At 64.9% G+C, this 16,015-nt stretch carries 21 protein-coding genes; 11 read left to right on the forward strand and 10 right to left on the reverse strand.

Annotated features, from left to right (window positions below; genetic code table 11):
* Window positions 1-33: 33 nt before the first annotated feature.
* A complete protein-coding gene (locus tag IE053_RS07435; RefSeq protein ID WP_189574075.1) occupies window positions 34-402 on the forward strand; it encodes an Mpo1-like protein in 369 nt (122 codons plus the stop codon).
* On the opposite strand, the gene gcvA is transcribed toward IE053_RS07435, so the two are convergent.
* Window positions 353-1,258, reverse strand: a complete 906-nt coding sequence (gene gcvA, locus IE053_RS07440; protein ID WP_189574078.1) for a transcriptional regulator GcvA — start codon at window positions 1,256-1,258, stop codon at window positions 353-355. The two genes, IE053_RS07435 and gcvA, sit on opposite strands and share 50 nt — an antisense overlap.
* 116 nt (window positions 1,259-1,374) lie before the next feature.
* On the opposite strand from gcvA, the gene cysG reads away from it, so the two are divergent.
* Genes cysG through IE053_RS07465 form a run of 5 tightly spaced genes read left to right on the forward strand, consistent with a single transcriptional unit; the run spans window position 1,375 to window position 5,904 of the window.
* Window positions 1,375-2,760, forward strand: coding sequence for a siroheme synthase CysG (gene cysG / locus IE053_RS07445; RefSeq protein ID WP_189574082.1), 1,386 nt, complete (start codon window positions 1,375-1,377; stop codon window positions 2,758-2,760).
* Complete coding sequence (locus IE053_RS07450; RefSeq protein WP_189574085.1) at window positions 2,757-3,128, forward strand: DUF2849 domain-containing protein; 372 nt, start codon at window positions 2,757-2,759, stop codon at window positions 3,126-3,128. The genes cysG and IE053_RS07450 overlap by 4 nt, the downstream gene beginning before the upstream one ends.
* Before the next feature lie 4 nt (window positions 3,129-3,132).
* Window positions 3,133-4,806: a nitrite/sulfite reductase gene (locus tag IE053_RS07455; protein WP_189574088.1), complete on the forward strand. Its 1,674-nt coding sequence runs from the start codon at window positions 3,133-3,135 to the stop codon at window positions 4,804-4,806.
* Window positions 4,790-5,188, forward strand: a complete 399-nt coding sequence (locus tag IE053_RS07460) for a DUF934 domain-containing protein (RefSeq protein ID WP_189574091.1) — start codon at window positions 4,790-4,792, stop codon at window positions 5,186-5,188. Before IE053_RS07455 ends, IE053_RS07460 begins: the two co-directional genes overlap by 17 nt.
* Window positions 5,185-5,904, forward strand: a complete 720-nt coding sequence (locus tag IE053_RS07465) for a phosphoadenylyl-sulfate reductase (RefSeq protein ID WP_189574094.1) — start codon at window positions 5,185-5,187, stop codon at window positions 5,902-5,904. Before IE053_RS07460 ends, IE053_RS07465 begins: the two co-directional genes overlap by 4 nt.
* A gap of 3 nt (window positions 5,905-5,907) precedes the next feature.
* On the opposite strand, the gene IE053_RS07470 is transcribed toward IE053_RS07465, so the two are convergent.
* Both IE053_RS07470 and IE053_RS07475 read right to left on the reverse strand, forming a co-directional pair.
* Complete coding sequence (locus tag IE053_RS07470; RefSeq protein ID WP_189574097.1) at window positions 5,908-6,579, reverse strand: SdpI family protein; 672 nt, start codon at window positions 6,577-6,579, stop codon at window positions 5,908-5,910.
* A complete protein-coding gene (locus tag IE053_RS07475; RefSeq protein ID WP_189574101.1) occupies window positions 6,576-6,866 on the reverse strand; it encodes a metalloregulator ArsR/SmtB family transcription factor in 291 nt (96 codons plus the stop codon). Before IE053_RS07475 ends, IE053_RS07470 begins: the two co-directional genes overlap by 4 nt.
* An 81-nt stretch (window positions 6,867-6,947) precedes the next feature.
* Between IE053_RS07475 and rbfA the strand changes: the two genes are divergently transcribed.
* The 3 genes from rbfA (at window position 6,948) to truB (ending at window position 8,835) form a co-directional block, all read left to right on the forward strand.
* On the forward strand, window positions 6,948-7,322 hold the full coding sequence (gene rbfA, locus IE053_RS07480) for a 30S ribosome-binding factor RbfA (protein WP_189574104.1): 375 nt from the start codon (window positions 6,948-6,950) through the stop codon (window positions 7,320-7,322).
* 85 nt (window positions 7,323-7,407) lie between these two features.
* A complete protein-coding gene (locus tag IE053_RS07485) occupies window positions 7,408-7,791 on the forward strand; it encodes a hypothetical protein (RefSeq protein WP_189574107.1) in 384 nt (127 codons plus the stop codon).
* A gap of 81 nt (window positions 7,792-7,872) precedes the next feature.
* Window positions 7,873-8,835 (forward strand): tRNA pseudouridine(55) synthase TruB, encoded by a 963-nt coding sequence (gene truB, locus IE053_RS07490; RefSeq protein ID WP_189574110.1) that lies wholly within the window; start codon window positions 7,873-7,875, stop codon window positions 8,833-8,835.
* A 3-nt stretch (window positions 8,836-8,838) separates the two neighbouring features.
* Here truB and IE053_RS07495 read toward each other — a convergent pair whose 3' ends face one another.
* Both IE053_RS07495 and IE053_RS07500 read right to left on the reverse strand, forming a co-directional pair.
* Window positions 8,839-8,997 (reverse strand): hypothetical protein, encoded by a 159-nt coding sequence (locus IE053_RS07495; RefSeq protein ID WP_189574113.1) that lies wholly within the window; start codon window positions 8,995-8,997, stop codon window positions 8,839-8,841.
* 11 nt (window positions 8,998-9,008) lie between these two features.
* Window positions 9,009-9,287, reverse strand: a complete 279-nt coding sequence (locus IE053_RS07500; protein ID WP_189574116.1) for a hypothetical protein — start codon at window positions 9,285-9,287, stop codon at window positions 9,009-9,011.
* Between the two features lie 114 nt (window positions 9,288-9,401).
* Here IE053_RS07500 and IE053_RS07505 point away from each other — a divergent pair, with 114 nt between their 5' ends.
* Together IE053_RS07505 and IE053_RS07510 are read left to right on the forward strand one after the other, a co-directional pair.
* Window positions 9,402-10,790: an amidohydrolase gene (locus IE053_RS07505; protein WP_189574119.1), complete on the forward strand. Its 1,389-nt coding sequence runs from the start codon at window positions 9,402-9,404 to the stop codon at window positions 10,788-10,790.
* Window positions 10,787-12,088, forward strand: a complete 1,302-nt coding sequence (locus IE053_RS07510) for an amidohydrolase family protein (protein ID WP_189574133.1) — start codon at window positions 10,787-10,789, stop codon at window positions 12,086-12,088. The genes IE053_RS07505 and IE053_RS07510 overlap by 4 nt, the downstream gene beginning before the upstream one ends.
* A 361-nt stretch (window positions 12,089-12,449) precedes the next feature.
* Here IE053_RS07510 and IE053_RS07515 read toward each other — a convergent pair whose 3' ends face one another.
* From IE053_RS07515 to IE053_RS07535, 5 genes are read right to left on the reverse strand one after another with little or no spacing between them, the layout of a single operon-like run.
* Window positions 12,450-12,725, reverse strand: a complete 276-nt coding sequence (locus IE053_RS07515; protein WP_189574136.1) for an HPr family phosphocarrier protein — start codon at window positions 12,723-12,725, stop codon at window positions 12,450-12,452.
* Window positions 12,722-13,141 (reverse strand): PTS sugar transporter subunit IIA, encoded by a 420-nt coding sequence (locus IE053_RS07520; RefSeq protein WP_189574138.1) that lies wholly within the window; start codon window positions 13,139-13,141, stop codon window positions 12,722-12,724. Before IE053_RS07520 ends, IE053_RS07515 begins: the two co-directional genes overlap by 4 nt.
* Before the next feature lie 22 nt (window positions 13,142-13,163).
* Window positions 13,164-13,619, reverse strand: a complete 456-nt coding sequence (locus IE053_RS07525) for a hypothetical protein (protein ID WP_189574140.1) — start codon at window positions 13,617-13,619, stop codon at window positions 13,164-13,166.
* Entirely contained in the window at window positions 13,616-15,289 is a 1,674-nt protein-coding gene (locus IE053_RS07530; RefSeq protein ID WP_189574143.1) for a sensor histidine kinase, read from the reverse strand. Before IE053_RS07530 ends, IE053_RS07525 begins: the two co-directional genes overlap by 4 nt.
* Before the next feature lie 3 nt (window positions 15,290-15,292).
* Window positions 15,293-15,988 carry a response regulator transcription factor gene (locus IE053_RS07535; protein WP_189574146.1) on the reverse strand — a complete coding sequence of 232 codons (696 nt, stop codon included), beginning with the start codon at window positions 15,986-15,988 and terminating at the stop codon, window positions 15,293-15,295.
* Window positions 15,989-16,015: the final 27 nt, after the last annotated feature.

Raw genomic sequence — 16,015 nt, forward strand, 5'->3', positions numbered from 1 at the left:
ACTCTACCGGGAAAAGTCCACCGGGAGGACGCCATGCGTGACTACACCACTTTCGAGCAGTTCTGGCCCCATTACCTGCGTGAGCACGCCAGGCCGGGCACGCGGATGTATCACTATATCGGCACGGGCCTCGGCCTCGTCGCCATCGCGGCGGCCATTGTCACTGGAAACTGGCTCTTGGTCCTTCTGGTCCCGCTGCTCGGCTACGGCTTCGCCTGGGTCAGTCACGCCTTTGTCGAGCGGAACAAGCCTGCGACCTTCACCTATCCGCTCTGGTCGTTGATGAGCGATTACAGGATGTTCTTCCTTGCGATCTCTGGCCGGTTGAAGCCTGAGCTCGACAAGGCCGGCGTCACGTCGCAGCGGGCAGGGGACGAACTTCCGACTTCACCCAGTCAATGAAGGCCTTCACGTCCGGCAGCGCGGCTTTCGCCTCCGGATAGACGAGCCAATAGGCGAAATCGGTCGGCGTCTCGTGCCCGAAAGGGATGACGAGGCGCGCCGCTTCGAGGTCCGCCACGGCGAGGGCATAGCGGGCGAGCGCCACGCCCTTGCCTGCCACCGCCGCTTCGATCACCAGCGAAGACTGGTTGAAACGCGGGCCCCTTGAGCCGTCAGCATCTTCCACGCCCGCCGCGCGCAGCCACATCTGCCAGGTCGGCACGCCCTCGCGATCGCTGTCGTCATGGATCAGCGTCTGCTTGGCGAGGTCGGCAGGCTCATCGAGCTGGTGGTCCTTGAGAAGGCTCGGTGCACAGACCGGAACGATGCTTTCGGTCATCAAACGTTCTGCGACAAGGCCATCATAGCCGCCGCGGCCGAAGCGGATCGCGACATCCACGTCCGCGGTGGCGAAATCCACCACTTCCATGTCGGCATGCACATAGACGTCGAGATGGGGGTGTTTTTCCTGGAAAGCGTCAAGCCGTGGCACCAGCCATTTCGACGCGAAGCTCGGCGCCACGGACACCGTCACCCGCGACGGACCCGACCCCGCCTGCATCAGGCGGACACCGGTGGCGAGGCGGTCGAAGCCCTCACGCATATGGGGCAGGGCTGCGAGCCCGGCCTCCGTTAGCTCGAGCCCTTTCGGATCGCGCTTGAAAAGCGGTGCCTCCAGCCAGCTTTCGAGGATGCGCATCTGTTGGCTGATCGCGCCGGGGGTCACGTTCAGCTCATCCGCCGCACGAGAAAAACTAAGGTGTCGCCCCGCAGCCTCGAAGGCGCGAAGGGCGTTGAGGGGTGGAAGCCTGCGCATAAAATCGTGTCCCTTGAGGAAACCTAACGTGCACTCGGACGAACATTCGTTTGCTGTCCCGGTTTTGTCACTCCACATAGGCAATCGACACCCTATCGAATAGGTTTTCTATCACCATGCGGTATTTTCCAGCCTTTATGGACCTGCAAGGCGCGACTGTCCTGCTTTCAGGCGGCGGGGAGCTGGCCCTGCGCAAGGCGCGGCTGCTTCTTCCTTCGGGCGCGCGGATCGTGGCCTTCAGCGCTTCTGAAAACAGCCCCCTTGCAAGGGAGCTGGGTGGGCAGGTGATCCTGCGCGCCGGGCCCCTGAGCGACACCGCCTTTGCCGAGAACCCGAAGCTGCTGGTCGCCGCGACCGGCGACGAGGCCGAGGATGAACGGGCAGCGAAGCTGGGCCGCGCTCATGGCGTGCCGGTGAACGCCGTGGACATGCCCCATCTGTGCGATGTGGTGATCCCGTCGATCGTCCACCGCGGCGATCTGGTGGTCGGCATTTCGACCGGTGGTGCCGCCCCGGTCATCGGCCGCCGCCTGCGCGAGCGGCTGGAGCAGATGCTGCCCGCCAGGCTTGGCGAAGTCATCCGTTTTGGCAAAGAACGTCGCGGGATCGTTTCGGAAGCGATCCAAGGCAAGGGCCGGCGCGCATTCTGGGAGCGCTTCTATTCCGGTCCTGCCGCCGAGGCTGTCATGGCCGGTGACGAGGCGCGGGCCGAAAGCCTCTTTCGCGAGGAGCTCGAAGGCGAGACCCCCGGCCATGTCCACATTGTCGGAGCTGGCCCTGGCGATCCTGAGCTCCTGACCCTGAAAGCCCTGCGCGTCTGCCAGGAGGCGGACGTGATCCTCCACGACAACCTTGTCTCGGACGAGATTCTTGCGCTTTGCCGCCGCGATGCCGAGCGCATCTATGTCGGCAAGAAGCGCAGCGATCATGCCGTGCCGCAGGCCGAGATCGGCGCGCTGATGGTGCGCCTTGCCCGTGAGGGGAAGCGCGTCGTCCGCCTGAAGGGCGGTGACCCCTTCATCTTCGGTCGCGGCGGGGAGGAGCTCGAAGCCCTGCAGGCCGAAGGCATCTCCGCGACGGTGGTGCCCGGCATCTCGGCGGCGCTGGGCTGCGCGGCCAACGCAGAAGTGCCGCTGACCCATCGCGGGCTCAGCCAGTCCGTCACCTTTGTCACGGCGGAGGCTGGCGGCGGCGGTGCCCCGGACATCGACTGGGCATCGCTCGCGAAGCTCCGCGGCACGATCGTCGTCTACATGGGCGTGCGCCGCGCGGGCGATGTTGCAGGCGATCTCCTCAAGGGCGGCCTTGATGCGTCGACCCCGGTTGCCGTGGTCGCTGACGGGACGCGCGACACCGAGCGTGTGATCCGCGCCGATCTTGCGACCCTTGGCGATGCGGCAGCGCAAATCTCCGCCCCCGGACTTCTCATCATCGGCGAGGTGGCCGCCAAGGCCAAAGGCGAGGATCTCCTCGCCCTCGCAAGCCAGAGGCAAGCAGCATGAGCCAGACCGAAGCGACCCCGAGAGCGGCCGAACAGCCGGTCAAGATCTCCGCAGGCGGCGTCAAGAAAGCCAAAGCCGCCGGTACGAAGGTCATCACCGCCAACGACCTCTTCTCAGGTGCCGTCGTCTATTGGAAAGCCGACGGTTCCTGGACGGAGGAACTGGACGAGGCCCAGATCCTCGAAGGCCCCGCCGCGCTCGATGCGCTACAAAGGGCGGTCGCCGACGAAGCGAACGCGGTCGGCCCATACCTGATGGATGTGGAGGACGACCACGCCCCTGCGGGCCGTGGGCGCCTGCGCGAGACCATCCGCAAGGCCGGGCCCACCATCCATCCCCAGTTCGGCCGCCAGGCGCAAAGGTTGTAGCCTGATGTACCGGTATGACGACATCGACCGCGCGATGGTGGCCGACCGGGTGGCCGAATTCCGGCGCCAGGTCGAACGCCGCATCGCAGGCGACCTCACCGAGGAAGAGTTCAAGCCGCTGCGGCTGATGAACGGCCTCTACCTCCAGCTCCATGCCTATATGCTGCGAGTCGCGGTGCCCTATGGCACGCTCAACCCGCGCCAGCTGCGCGTCCTCGCGACGATCGCGCGCGACTATGACAAGGGCTATGCCCATGTCAGCACACGGCAGAACTTCCAGTTCAACTGGCCGAAGCTGAAGGATGTGCCGGACATCCTGGATCTCCTCGCCGAAGCCGAGATGCACGCCATCCAGACTTCCGGCAACTGCATCCGCAACACGACAACGGACCCCTTTGCCGGTGCTGCCAGGGATGAGGTCGAAGACCCGCGCATCACCTGCGAGATCATCCGTCAGTGGTCGACCTTCCACCCCGAATTCACCTTCCTGCCGCGGAAGTTCAAGATCGCCGTCAGCGCGACCGAGCATGACCGCGCTGCGATCGCCGTCCATGACATCGGCCTGCAGATCGTCCGCAACGCCGTGGGCGAGCCGGGCTACCGCGTCCTCGTCGGCGGGGGGCAGGGAAGGACGCCCCATATCGGCCAGTGGATCCGCGAATTCCTTCCGCAGGCGGAGCTCCTGAGCTATCTCGAGGCGATCCTGCGCGTCTACAACGTCTACGGACGGCGGGACAACATGTACAAGGCGCGGATCAAGGTTCTCGTCAACGAGATGGGCATCGATGCGTTCCGCGACGCGGTGGAAGACGAGTTCGCGCACTTCCGCGCGATGGGCCCCGGCGGCTCCGTCGATCTTCCTGCCGAAGAACGGGCGCGTATCGCAGGTTTCTTCGCCCCGCCCGCCTTCGAGGACGCACTGGCCTTTTCCGAAAGCTTCGACGACGCCCTCGCCACCGACCAGCGCTTTGCTTCCTGGGTGCGCAGCAACGTTCATCCGCATAAGGTGCAAGGCTACGTCTCTGCCACCATCTCGCTGAAGCCTGAAGGCGCACCGCCAGGCGACATTACGGATACCCAGCTCGAAGCCGTCGCGGACATCGCGGAGGCGTATGCGCTCTCCGACATCCGCACGACCCACGAGCAGAACATGGTCCTGCCCCATGTGAAGCTCGATGATCTCCATGCAGTCTGGCAGGGCCTGGACGAAGCGGGCCTCGGCACGCCGAACCACGGCCTCATTTCCGACATCATCGCCTGCCCGGGCCTCGATTACTGCAATCTTGCCAACACCCGCTCGATCCCGGTCGCGAACCGGATCCAGGAACGCTTCTCCGACCTCGAGCACCAGGCCATGATCGGTGAACTGAAGATCAAGATCTCCGGCTGCATCAATGCCTGCGGCCATCACCATGTCGGCCATATCGGCATCCTCGGCGTCGACAAGAAAGGCGAGGAATTCTACCAACTCACCCTTGGCGGCTCGGCGGACGAGAACGCTTCGATCGGAGAGATTGTCGGTCGTGGTCTGTCCACGGATGAAGTCGTTGACGCCGTGGAGAGGGTGGTCGAGCGCTATCTCGAGCTGCGAAGCTCCGAAAGCGAGCGCTTCATCGACACCTATCGTCGCCTCGGCGCGGATCCGTTCAAGGAGGCGCTCTATGCCGAAGCTCTTTAGGCTCGCCGATGGCGCGGTCATCGATGTCGCGCCGGACGCGGATCTCGCGATCCCCCACGACGCCGACCTCATGGCCGGGGCGCCTGACCTGTCCAGTGCCAGGGTTGTCCGCATCGAGCTTCCGAAGTTCAAGGACGGCCGCGCCTTGACCCAGGCCCGGCTGCTGCGCCAACGCCACGGCTATGGCGGAGAGATCCGCGCAGGCGGACACGTCATTCCCGACCAGGCGCAGTTCCTTGCGCGCCTCGGCGTCGATACCATTGAAATTCCGTCAGAGACGCGGGTGGAGGACTTCCGTTTCGCGTTGAAAGCCTACAGACACGCCTATCAGAGACCGGCGCAGGGACAGCCGGCATTCGCAATCCGGGGCGCTAGGGAATGACAGCGGCCGTTCTGAAACTGCGCGGCGAGACCGCGCCTGAGGATCGTGCGCGCGCGCTGTCGGCGGAATATGCCGACGCCGACGCGCAGGCGATCCTCGAGCGTGCAATCCGCGAGGAGTTTGCGGGCGAAATCGCGCTCGTCAGCTCGTTCGGTGCGGAGTCGGCGGTCCTCCTTCATCTGGTCGCTTCGGTCGCGCCAGAGACCCCGGTGATCTTTCTCGACACCCAAAAGCACTTTGCCCAGACCTTGAGCTACCGGCGCAAGCTCGCTGCCAGGCTAGGCCTGACGGATGTCCGGGATATCCTTCCCGATACGGAGGAAGCGGCTGCGCAGGATCCCAACGGCGACCTCTGGCGCCGCGATACCGATGCCTGCTGCGACCTGAGGAAAGTCCGTCCCCTGAAGACGGCGCTTGATGGCTTCGGCTCGTGGATCACCGGGCGCAAGGCGTTCCACGGCGGGGAGCGGATGCACCTTCCGGCGTTCGAGTGGAACGGCAGGCACTTCAAGGTGAACCCGCTGGTGCGCTGGACCCCTGAGGATGTCGCGGAATACCGCGCACGGCACGACCTTCCGGCCCATCCGCTGGTCGAGCAGGGCTATCCCTCGATCGGCTGCTGGCCCTGCACCCGCGCGGTGGAGGATGGTGAGGGTGTCCGCGCCGGCCGCTGGTCGAACTCCGACAAGGCCGAGTGCGGCATCCACGTCCGCTAGGCGTCAGCTTTCCGCCCGTTCGGCCCTGAAGACCTGCACCGACACGCCGGTCGCCACGACTGCCGTGCTGATCGCGCCGCCGACCAGGACGGCCGTTCCGAGCTTGGTGCTGCCCATCAGCAGGATCGCCAGGGCAATCGCCCCCGTGGCGACGAAAAGCCAGCCCGCCACGCGGTTGCTGGCGCGCCAGGCCCGCTCGTTGCGCAGGGTCCACGGGTTCCTGACCCCGATGACCCAGTTCGGCCGCGACTTGCCGAGAAAATTGCCGATGACGATTAGCAGGAGGCTCGCCCCGGCCAGCACCGCCTTCATGGGAAGCTGGGCCAGCTCGCCGGATGCCGCGCCGGCATTGGCGTAGACGAGGCCCGCCTGGGCGACGGTCAGCAGCGCGAGGCTGCCAATCCAGCCTGCGAGGAACAGCCCCCGGCTCTCCCGGAGGGCCCGTGTCTGCCAGCCCGTCGCCGCGAAAACCGTGAAAAGCACCGTCATCAGGGCGCCAAGCGCGGGCAGGGCGAGCAAGGCCTCGTTGCGCGGGGAGAAGCGGTCAGGCTCGCCATTGATGGTCCAATGCCGGGCGATCTCGGTTCCCGGCTCGATGGCCTCGAAGCCGACGAGGGTGACCCCCGCCATGACCACGCCGATTTGGGCGCTCGCCAGCAAGCCAGTCCTGATCATGGCGTCTCTCCCTTTGGTTTGCCCGATGGCCGCCCGATCCTGAGGACATCCATCAGGCCGGTCAGGGCCTCCTCGGCCACAGACAGGTTGAGGTGGTAGATCACCTTCGCCCCCTCACGCTCGGACGCGACGAGACCGGCTTCGCGCAAGACAGCGAAGTGGCCGGACAGGGTGGGCTTCGAAAGATCGAACGCATCGGCAAGCTCGCCCGCGCTCTTCGGCCCGTCCCGCAGCATGGCGAGGATCTCCCGGCGCACCGGACTGGCAAGGGCCTGGTAGACATCCATATTCGGAAGTTAGGAAATTTCCAAAATAAAGCAAGCACGAGGTCCCTTGCGCGCCGGGGGCCTCGGGCCTAGCTCCCTCCCATGGCATCCCGTTTCAACCATACGTCGAAAGCGCCGTCCCAGCGGCAGCTTCGCGCCGGCGAGCTGATCCGCCACGAACTCGCGCAGATCCTGCAGCGCGAAGAGGTGCATGACGACACCCTGTCCGGCCTCAACATCACGGTGACGGAGGTCCAGACGTCGCCGGATCTCAAGCACGCCAATGTCTATGTCACGACCCTCGGGGGCATCGATGTCGACGGCGCTGTGCACAAATTGACGGTCGCCTCGAGGACCATCCGCCGGACCCTCGCGCCCAAGCTGGCGCTGAAATTCATCCCGGAGCTGCGCTTCCGCAAGGATGACAGCTTCGACAATGCAGACCGGATTTCGGAGCTTCTGCGCAAGGACCGCTAGCCGCACCCCCAACGAAATGTTAATAGATGTTTGACGGCAGGGCCTGCTCGGGTCACAACTAGCCCTGCAGGTCTTGGAGGGTGGCATGTTTTTCCGGCGTAAGAAGCACGAGGACGATTCCGATCTTCGCGAAGAATTCCAGACGGTGAAGGCCACCGTCGAGGGCAGCCAGCCTGGTGCGGTCGAAGAAAGCCCGGCCGGTGAGGCTGTCTTCAATGCTCCGGTGTCCACGGATGCCGCAATCCGCCTCTTCCCGGGCTTCGAGCGCGAGGATTTCGAGGTCGGTTTCGCCCCCGATTCCGCCGCGCCAAGCCTCATGATGCGCTGGAAGGACGGCGGTGAGTGGTTCACCGTGCCGAGCATGTTCAACCGCGCCGTTCTCTCGGCGATGGACGAGCGCGAAAGCGCCAATGACCTCAACCGCCTGCTGCGCAGCTACGGCTACGATGTCGAGGTGCCGGGCGAGTAAACGGACCGCCTGGTTCTGCTTGACGAAAAGGGCCGGGGCGCATAGCCCGCGGCCCTTTCCTTATTGCGGAGACGATGGCGCATGGCGCGGCGGAAAAAGGGCCGGAAGGTCCATGGCTGGCTGATCCTCGACAAGCCCTACGACTATGGCTCGACAGAGGCCGTTTCGAGAATGAAATGGTTTGGCGAGGCCCAGAAGGCAGGCCATGCCGGCACCCTTGATCCGCTGGCGACGGGCATCCTGCCCATCGCCTTCGGTGAGGCGACCAAGACGGTTCCCTTCGTCCAGGACGGCATCAAGACCTATCGCTTCACCGCCCGCTGGGGCGTGCGCACCGCCACCGATGACCGCGAAGGCGAGGTTGTCGAGGAAAGCGCCGTTCGCCCTGACCGCGAGGCGATCGAGGCTGTCCTTCCGGACTTCATCGGCACCATCGAGCAGGTCCCGCCGCAGTTCTCCGCCATCCTCGTCAATGGCGAGCGCGCCTATGACCTCGCCCGCGACGGCGAGGAGGTGAAGCTCAAGCCCCGCGAGGTGGAAATCGACAGCTTCGACCTCATCGACATGCCCGACGCCGACCATGCGGTCTTCGAGGCGGTCGTCGGCAAGGGGACCTATGTCCGCGCCCTCGTCCGCGACATCGCCGAGAAGCTCGGCACCGTCGCGCATGTCTCCGAACTCCGCCGCACCCGCGTGGGTCCGTTCGGCGAAGACCAGGCTGTGACCATGGAGGAAGTGACCGGCCATCCGGTCTCGGAAAAGATCCCCGCCGACGCCCGCGACCACGCTCGCTTCGACGAGCACCTCGTGCCCATCGGCGATGCCATGGCGGACTATCCCAAGGAAAAGGTGTCGAGCTTCGAGGCCAACCGCCTGCGCTCGGGCCAAGCGGTCATGCTGACCCCGGTCAGGGCAAAAGCCCTCCGCGCGGGCGAGGCGGGACTTCTCGACGTGGTGCTGGCCGAGGACGACAGCGGTGAGGTCGCCCTCTGCCGGCTGGACGGCCTCGCCCTCCAGCCCTCGAAGGTGTTCCAGCTCGGCTAGGCGTCAGCCCTGGCCGTCGCCTTCCTCGTCGGTTTTCTCCTCGCCGGTCTTGGCGACCTCGCCTTCGGCTTTCACCCGCTCCTGGATGCGCTTCTCATTGTCGAGGCGCTCCTCGCGGTAGCGGTCCATGGTGCTGTCATCTTGCATCGGCAGTTCACGCATCGTCGTTCTCCTTATTGGCTGCTGCGGTCGATGAATTTCACGAAGCGGCTCTTCGAGCCGTCGGAGGTCTCGTCCTGCAGGAGGGCGGCGAGGTTCTTCTCCTCGAAGTGATCGAAGAAGGTGTCCCAGCTGACGGTCTCGAGATTGTCCTCGTCCTGGAACTTGATCTTCAGGATCACGCCCTTCTGCTCGTCGTTCAACGTTTCGCCCACGAAAGCAGGCTGGCCTCCACGGGCTTCTGCCCAGGATTTGATCGTGTCGTGGTCGGTCGTCTTGATCGCTTCGCTCATCAGGAACCTCCTGCTCCAGCGGACACGGCGCGTTCGGCGAGCGTTCCGGCGTTGCCCTCACGCCTCCGTTCCCTCACAGAGTTCCGCAGAACGAGCGAAGGAGGATCCTCCCGGATGATAAGGCGTTTATTGGTGGGGGCTGGGTGCCTGGGTCTTGTGGCCTGCGGCGGCGGCAGCGACGAAGCGGGTGAAGAGAGCATCTGGGCGAAGGATCCCTTCCCCTCGACCTACAAGCCCTATCCGTCAGAAAACTTCGCGATCACCAACGCGACGATTCTCGACGGCCGCGGCGGCAGGATCGAGCGCGGCACCGTCGTCATCACCGATGGCGAGATCGCGGAGGTCGGGGCATCCGTCCGCGTGCCCCGTGGCCATGAGGAGATCGACGCCGAGGGCAAGTTCGTCACGCCGGGCATCATCGACCTTCACAGCCACCTGGGTGTCTATCCCAGCCCGTCCAATGCCTCGACCTCCGACGGCAACGAGGCCACTTCGCCGAACACTGCCGGTGTGTGGGCAGAGCATTCGATCTTCCCGCAGGATCCGGGCTTCGGGCGGGCGTTGGCCGGGGGCGTGACATCCCTCCACATCATGCCGGGCTCCGCCAACCTCTTCGGCGGCAGGACGGTCACGGTCAAGAACGTCCCTTCACGGACGGTTCAGGGCATGAAGTTCCCGAACGCGCCCCATGGAATCAAGATGGCGTGCGGCGAAAACCCCAAGCGTGTCTATGGTGGCCGCGGCGGCCCCGGCACGCGCATGGGCAACTTCCGCGGCTACCGCCAGGCATGGGCCGACGCCGAAGCCTATAAACGCGAATGGGACGCCTACGCATCGAAGAAGGAAAACGGCGAAGGCGGATCGCCGCCGCGCCGGGACCTCGACAAGGAAACCCTCGCGGGAGTCCTCAATGGGGACATCCTCGTCCACATGCACTGCTATCGCGGCGACGAGATGGTCCAGGTCCTCGATATGGCCGAGGAGTTCGACTACGAGATTTCGACCTTCCACCACGCGATCGAAGCCTACAAGGTCGCCGACTACCTCGCGGAGAACGATGTCTGCGCTGCCGTCTGGGCCGACTGGTGGGGCTTCAAACTGGAAGCTTATGACAGCGTTCGCGCGAATGCGGCCCTCGTCGCCAACCAGCCTGACAGCTGCGTGGTCATCCACTCCGACGACCCGACGGGCGTGCAGCGCCTCAACCAAGAAGCGGCGAAGGCCATGGCCGACGGCGCTGCCATCGGCATTGATATCGCGCCCGAGCAGGCCATCACCTGGATCACCCGGAACCCGGCCAGGGCTGCTGGCATCCTCGACCAGACCGGGACCCTCGAAGAGGGCAAGGACGCCGACATCGTTCTTTGGGACAATGATCCGTTCTCGGTCTATGCCCGGCCACAACGGGTCTATATCGACGGCGCGCTGATGTATGACCGCGAGGAGGGCGTGGAGCCTGTCTTCGATTTCGAGCTGGGCCAATCTGCACGGGAGGACGCATGACCATGCTGAGAACCATCCTGACCTCCGCCCTCGCTGCCATCAGTGTTCTGAGCATGGCTTCGGCACAGGAAGGCATCGTCGCGATCACCAATGGCGAGCTGCATATGACTTCGCCGGATGGTGATGTCATTCTGGACGGAACCATCCTGATGCGGAATGGTCGCATCGCGGCTGTCGGTCGTGACATCGATATTCCTGCGGGTGCGCAGGTCATCGACGCTGGCGGCAACCCCGTCACGCCGGGCTTCTTCGCTTCGCAATCGGGCATTGGCCTGACCGAGATCGGTGCGGTCCAAGAAGCCAATGACGTGAGCACCGATAATGACAGCCTTTCGGCTGCGCTGCGTGCCATCGACGGCTTCAACTATGACAGCTCGGTCTTCGACATCACCCGTGCGGGAGGCATCACACGGGCCTATGTCGCGCCCAATGCCGGCGAGACGCTGTTCGGCGGCTGCGGCGTCGTCATCGCCATGGTTCGCGGGACCGAAGCCATTACGGAGGAGTGCATCGGCCAAACCGCGGTCCTTGGCGAAAGCGCGGCCCGCCGCACAGGCGGCTCACGGCAGGCGGCCTTCGCCACCTTCCGCCGGGCGCTGGACGATGCGATCCTCTACGATCAGGACCCGGACGCCTATGCCGAGAGCGATCACCACAACCGCCTTTCGGTCGAGGACGCCAGGGGCCTGGCGCCTGCAGCGACGGGTGAGGAGCTTCTCCTCATCCGTGTCGAAGGTGCCTCGGACATCCGCCGGGTGCTCGACCTCCAGGAGCAGTATGATCTCGATCTCGTGCTCGTCGGCGCGACAGAAGCCTACCGTCTGGCCGATGAGCTGGCCGAGGCGGGGATCCCGGTCATCGTCAACCCGCTCTCCAACCTGCCTTCGAATTTCGAGCAGATGGGGGCTACACTGACGAATGCTGCCAGGCTTGCCGAGGCGGGCGTCACTGTCAGTTTCTTCGATGACGGTATCGGATACACGCATAACGCCCGCCTGCTACCGCAGCTTGCGGGCAATGCCGTGGCCAATGGCATGACCCATGCCGATGCCATGCGTGCCGTCACGCTGACGCCTGCGGAGATTTTCGGGCTTGGCCGCGAGCTTGGCACCCTCGAACGCGGCAAGCTGGCCGATATCGTGGTCTGGGACGGCGATCCTTTCGAGGTCACCGTGCGCCCCACCCACGTCTTCATCGAGGGCGAGGAGACGAGTCTCGAAAACCGCCAGACCAAGCTCGCTGAACGGTACAAGGACCTCAAGCGCGCCGAGCGTCCTCTTCAGTACAGGAACCAATAGGTCCTATCGAAGCTGCCCCTCTCCCTGCACGGGAGAGGGGAGTTATCCCCGCCCATCCTACATCTCTTGTCCTACCCGTCCTTGCTGCTGGACAGGACAAGCCGGTTCGTGACGGTTTGGCAGCCTGGCGGTTCTCCTGTACGTGCACGAATGACAATTGTGGCGCCAGGACGAGGGCTTAAAGTGCTCTGTGGGCCCTTCGCTAGAAAGCCGGGAGCTGACGAACGAGCCCGCAAATAACATACCTAGCAAGCGCGGCTCTGCCGTCCGCTCCGCTACCTGTCACCCAGTCCTCAAGACGCGAAGCGACAGGACGCCTGAAAGAAGCAACCGCCCACGGGCGGGCCTTCGTGCTGGGCGTTCAGTCGTCCTCGTGAAACCCGGCTGCGATCAGGTCGCCGATCGTCCTGACTGCTTCGTCCGCATCAGGACCTTCGGCCGCGACTGTGACCTCGCTGCCCTTTCCCGCGCCCAGCATCAAGAGCGCCATCAGAGAGCGCGCACCGACAGTGGTGCCTCCCTTGGAGATCGTTATCCGTGCGTCGAAGGGCGCAGCGGTTTCGCAGATCTTCGCAGCCGCGCGGGCGTGAAGGCCGCGAACATTTACGACGGTGACGCGCCGCTCTTTGGTGGTCACCTGCCGCCCTCTTCGCCCCGCAGCACCCACGAGGCGACGGAGATGTATTTCCGCCCGGCGTCATGGGCGTCTTTCACCGCATCGGCCATCTTGGTCTTTGTGCGGTAGCCCTCGGGCGCGAGCTTGATCAGCATCGGGAGGTTGACCCCGGCGATGACCTCGGACTGCGCCTCCTCCATCACCGCGATGGCGAGGTTTGAAGGCGTGCCGCCGAACATGTCGGTGAGGATGATGGCGCCGTCATCGCCTCCCGCTTCCTTGGCGGCACGGACGATGTCCCTGCGGCGCTTTTCCATGTCGTCGTCGGCGTCGATGCAGACAGCCCGCATCCCCGGCTGGGGGCCAACAACGTGAAAAGCCGCCTGGAGGAGTTCCTTGGCGAGATTGCCATGGGTGACAATGACGATACCGATCATGCGCAGCGCATCCTGATGTGGTCTAGCGGTCGGGTCCGGGTTCAAATCCGCACCACAATGAGTGCCCGGATGCAAGAGACCTCAGCGCAAGGCGCAGCGATGCCGCTGTGACGAGCTTGGGGTCCGCAGGCACTTCCTTGGCCTGTTCCAGCCCCGGCTGTTGGGTTTCCGGCTGTTCGGTCGGGCCGAGCCTGACAATGTAGTCGATGCCCATCGGAGGGGCCTGGCGCACCTCGGCGATCCCCATGCCCCGCAAATGGAGGAGGGGGCCTGCAGCCGGTGTTTCCGCCCAGCCCTCGCCGTCGAACTGCACGAGGTCATCGGCGATCAGCCCGGTGCGCTGGTGCGGGCAGTGGGCGATCAGCTCCGCGGCCAGCCGGGATTTCCCGCAGCCCGGTGGGCCAACAAGGAGAACGCCGCGCAAGGGGCCCTCCGCATCGAGAGCGACGCCGAGCGCGGTGCCGTGCAGGCTGCTCAACGCGCCGGGCTCCGGTGCAGGGGAATCTCCACGCAGAAGCGCGCTCCGCCGTTCTCGACCGAGACGTTCTCCGCCCATATCCGGCCGCCATGGCTCTCGACGATCTGCCGCGCGATGGCGAGGCCGAGGCCGGAGTTCGAGCCGAAAGTTGCCCCCTCGGGTCGCGAGGTGGTGTAGAAACGGTCGAAGATGCTTTCCAGGTTCTCAGGCGGCACGCCCGGGCCCTCATCGGTGACAGTGACAAGAACGCAGTGCTGCCGTGCCTGCCGGGATTTCTCAAGCGCCACGGACACCGCGGCATTCTGCGGCGAGAAGCTGACGGCGTTGTCGATCAGGTTGCGGATGACCCGGCCAAGGGCCGCGGGCGCTGCGAACACGCGGGAGTCCTCGCCTTCGAGATCGTCCCAGAAATTGACCTGGGGGCCACCGGCGCTGGTCACGGCGCGGTAGCTGCCGACAATGTCGCCTATCAGTTTTGCCAGCGAAATGACTTCGCGGGTCTCTGTCGCAAGCTGGGCATCAAGGCGCGACGCGGAGGAGATATCGGAGATCAGCCTGTCCATCCGCTCCACGTCATTGGCGATGACTTCGAGAAGACGGGCGCGCTGCTCGTCGGTCTTGCATTTGTCCATCGTCTCGATGGCACTCTTGATCGAGGTCAGCGGGTTCTTGAGCTCGTGGGAGACGTCGGCGGCAAAGCTGTCGATGGACTCGATCCTGTCCACCAGTGCCTGGGTCATCGCGCGGAAGGCACGGGAGAGGCGTCCGACCTCGTCGCGGCGCTGGTCGAAATCGGGGATGCGCACCTGGCCCGCGCGCCCGACGGAGCTGCGCACTTTCTCCGCGGCATAGGCAAGCTGGCGCAGCGGCCTGCTCACCGCAGCGGTGAGGGTCAGCGCGGAGAAGCTCGCCAGCCCGAAGGTCAGGAATGCGATCGGCAGCATGGCTTTGCGGACCCGGTGGCTGACGACATCGATCCTGTCGCTCTCGGCGATCAGCACGCCGCGGAGCTGTCCGTCCTCGACGACGGGCAAGCTGACCGAGGCGACGAGGGTGCCGTCCTGCTTGCGTCTGAGCGCTTTGGGGGCACCGCCGAGTCCGCGGGCGATCCGCTCGGCCTCCGCATCGCGATCGAGGTCCGAGATCCGCTCGCGGATGGGAAGCTCGAAGAGGAAGTGTTCGACCCATTCGGACAAGCTTCGCCCCATGACCTGGTGCATGGCGCCAGAGGGGAGCTTTTCCGGGATCGGAACCGCGACGGGAGCGCCCCCGTTCTTGTCGGTCGTTTCGGCAACGAAAGAGGCAACCCCGCCGTCCACGGCGTAAAGCGCGACGCGACCATCAAAGCCTGCGGCGGCCTCTTCCATGACGACCAGTGCCGCCAGCGGGTCACGCAGGCAGCTGCGCGAGCCGCAACTGCCAAGGCCATTTTCCGACACGGCCGCTCGGGCAAGCACGGCCTGCCGCTCGACCAGTTCGAGCCGGGCATCGAGCAGGCCGTCGCGATAGGCCATCAGGCCGAGAGCGCCGAAGGTCAGGAGGATAAGGCCGAGCGTGTTCCCGATCAGCAGCGCGCCAGAGAAGCGGGAGCGGCTGAACCGGCTGCGCTTGAGCCTGGTCGTCCGGATGGGAGCAGGTCGGTCGGCTGGCTGGGTGAGGGTCGCCCCCATGGGCTAGTCGCTCTTGTATTTGTAGCCGACGCCATAGAGCGTCTCGATACCATCGAAGCTGCTGTCGACCTGGCGGAATTTCTTGCGGATCCGCTTGATATGGCTGTCGATGGTCCGGTCATCGACATAGACCTGGTCGTCATAGGCCGCATCCATCAGCGCGTCGCGTGACTTCACGAAGCCCGGTCGCGCCGCGAGGGCGTGAAGGATCATGAACTCGGTCACGGTCAGGGTGACGCTCTCACCCTTCCAGCTACAGGCGTGCTGGGGTGGGTCGAGGGTGAGGCTGCCGCGGCGGAGAACCTGGTCGGCATCGCCTTCCCGCTGGGAAGGGGCCGTGGAAGCGCGACGGAGGACGGCCTTCACGCGTTCGAGCAACAGGCGCTGGCTGAAAGGCTTCTTGACGTAGTCGTCCGCGCCCATCGTGAGGCCGAGCATCTCGTCGATCTCCTCGTCCTTCGAGGTGAGGAAGATGAACGGCACCGAGCTCTCGGTACGCAGGCGGCGGAGCAGCTCCACCCCGTCCATGCGCGGCATTTTCACGTCGGAAAGGACGAGGTCTGGCGATTTCGCGAGAATACCGTCGAGTGCGGATGCACCATCGGTGAAGGTCGTGACGCCGTAGCCCTCCGCCTCGAGCGCGATCGAGACCGAGGTCAGGATGTTCTCGTCGTCATCGATCAGGGCAATCGACGCCATGCCCATCTCTCCCACACCTACCCACAG

Origin of the sequence: Parvularcula lutaonensis (assembly GCF_014651915.1) — a bacterium.
Classification (GTDB): domain Bacteria; phylum Pseudomonadota; class Alphaproteobacteria; order Caulobacterales; family Parvularculaceae; genus Parvularcula; species Parvularcula lutaonensis.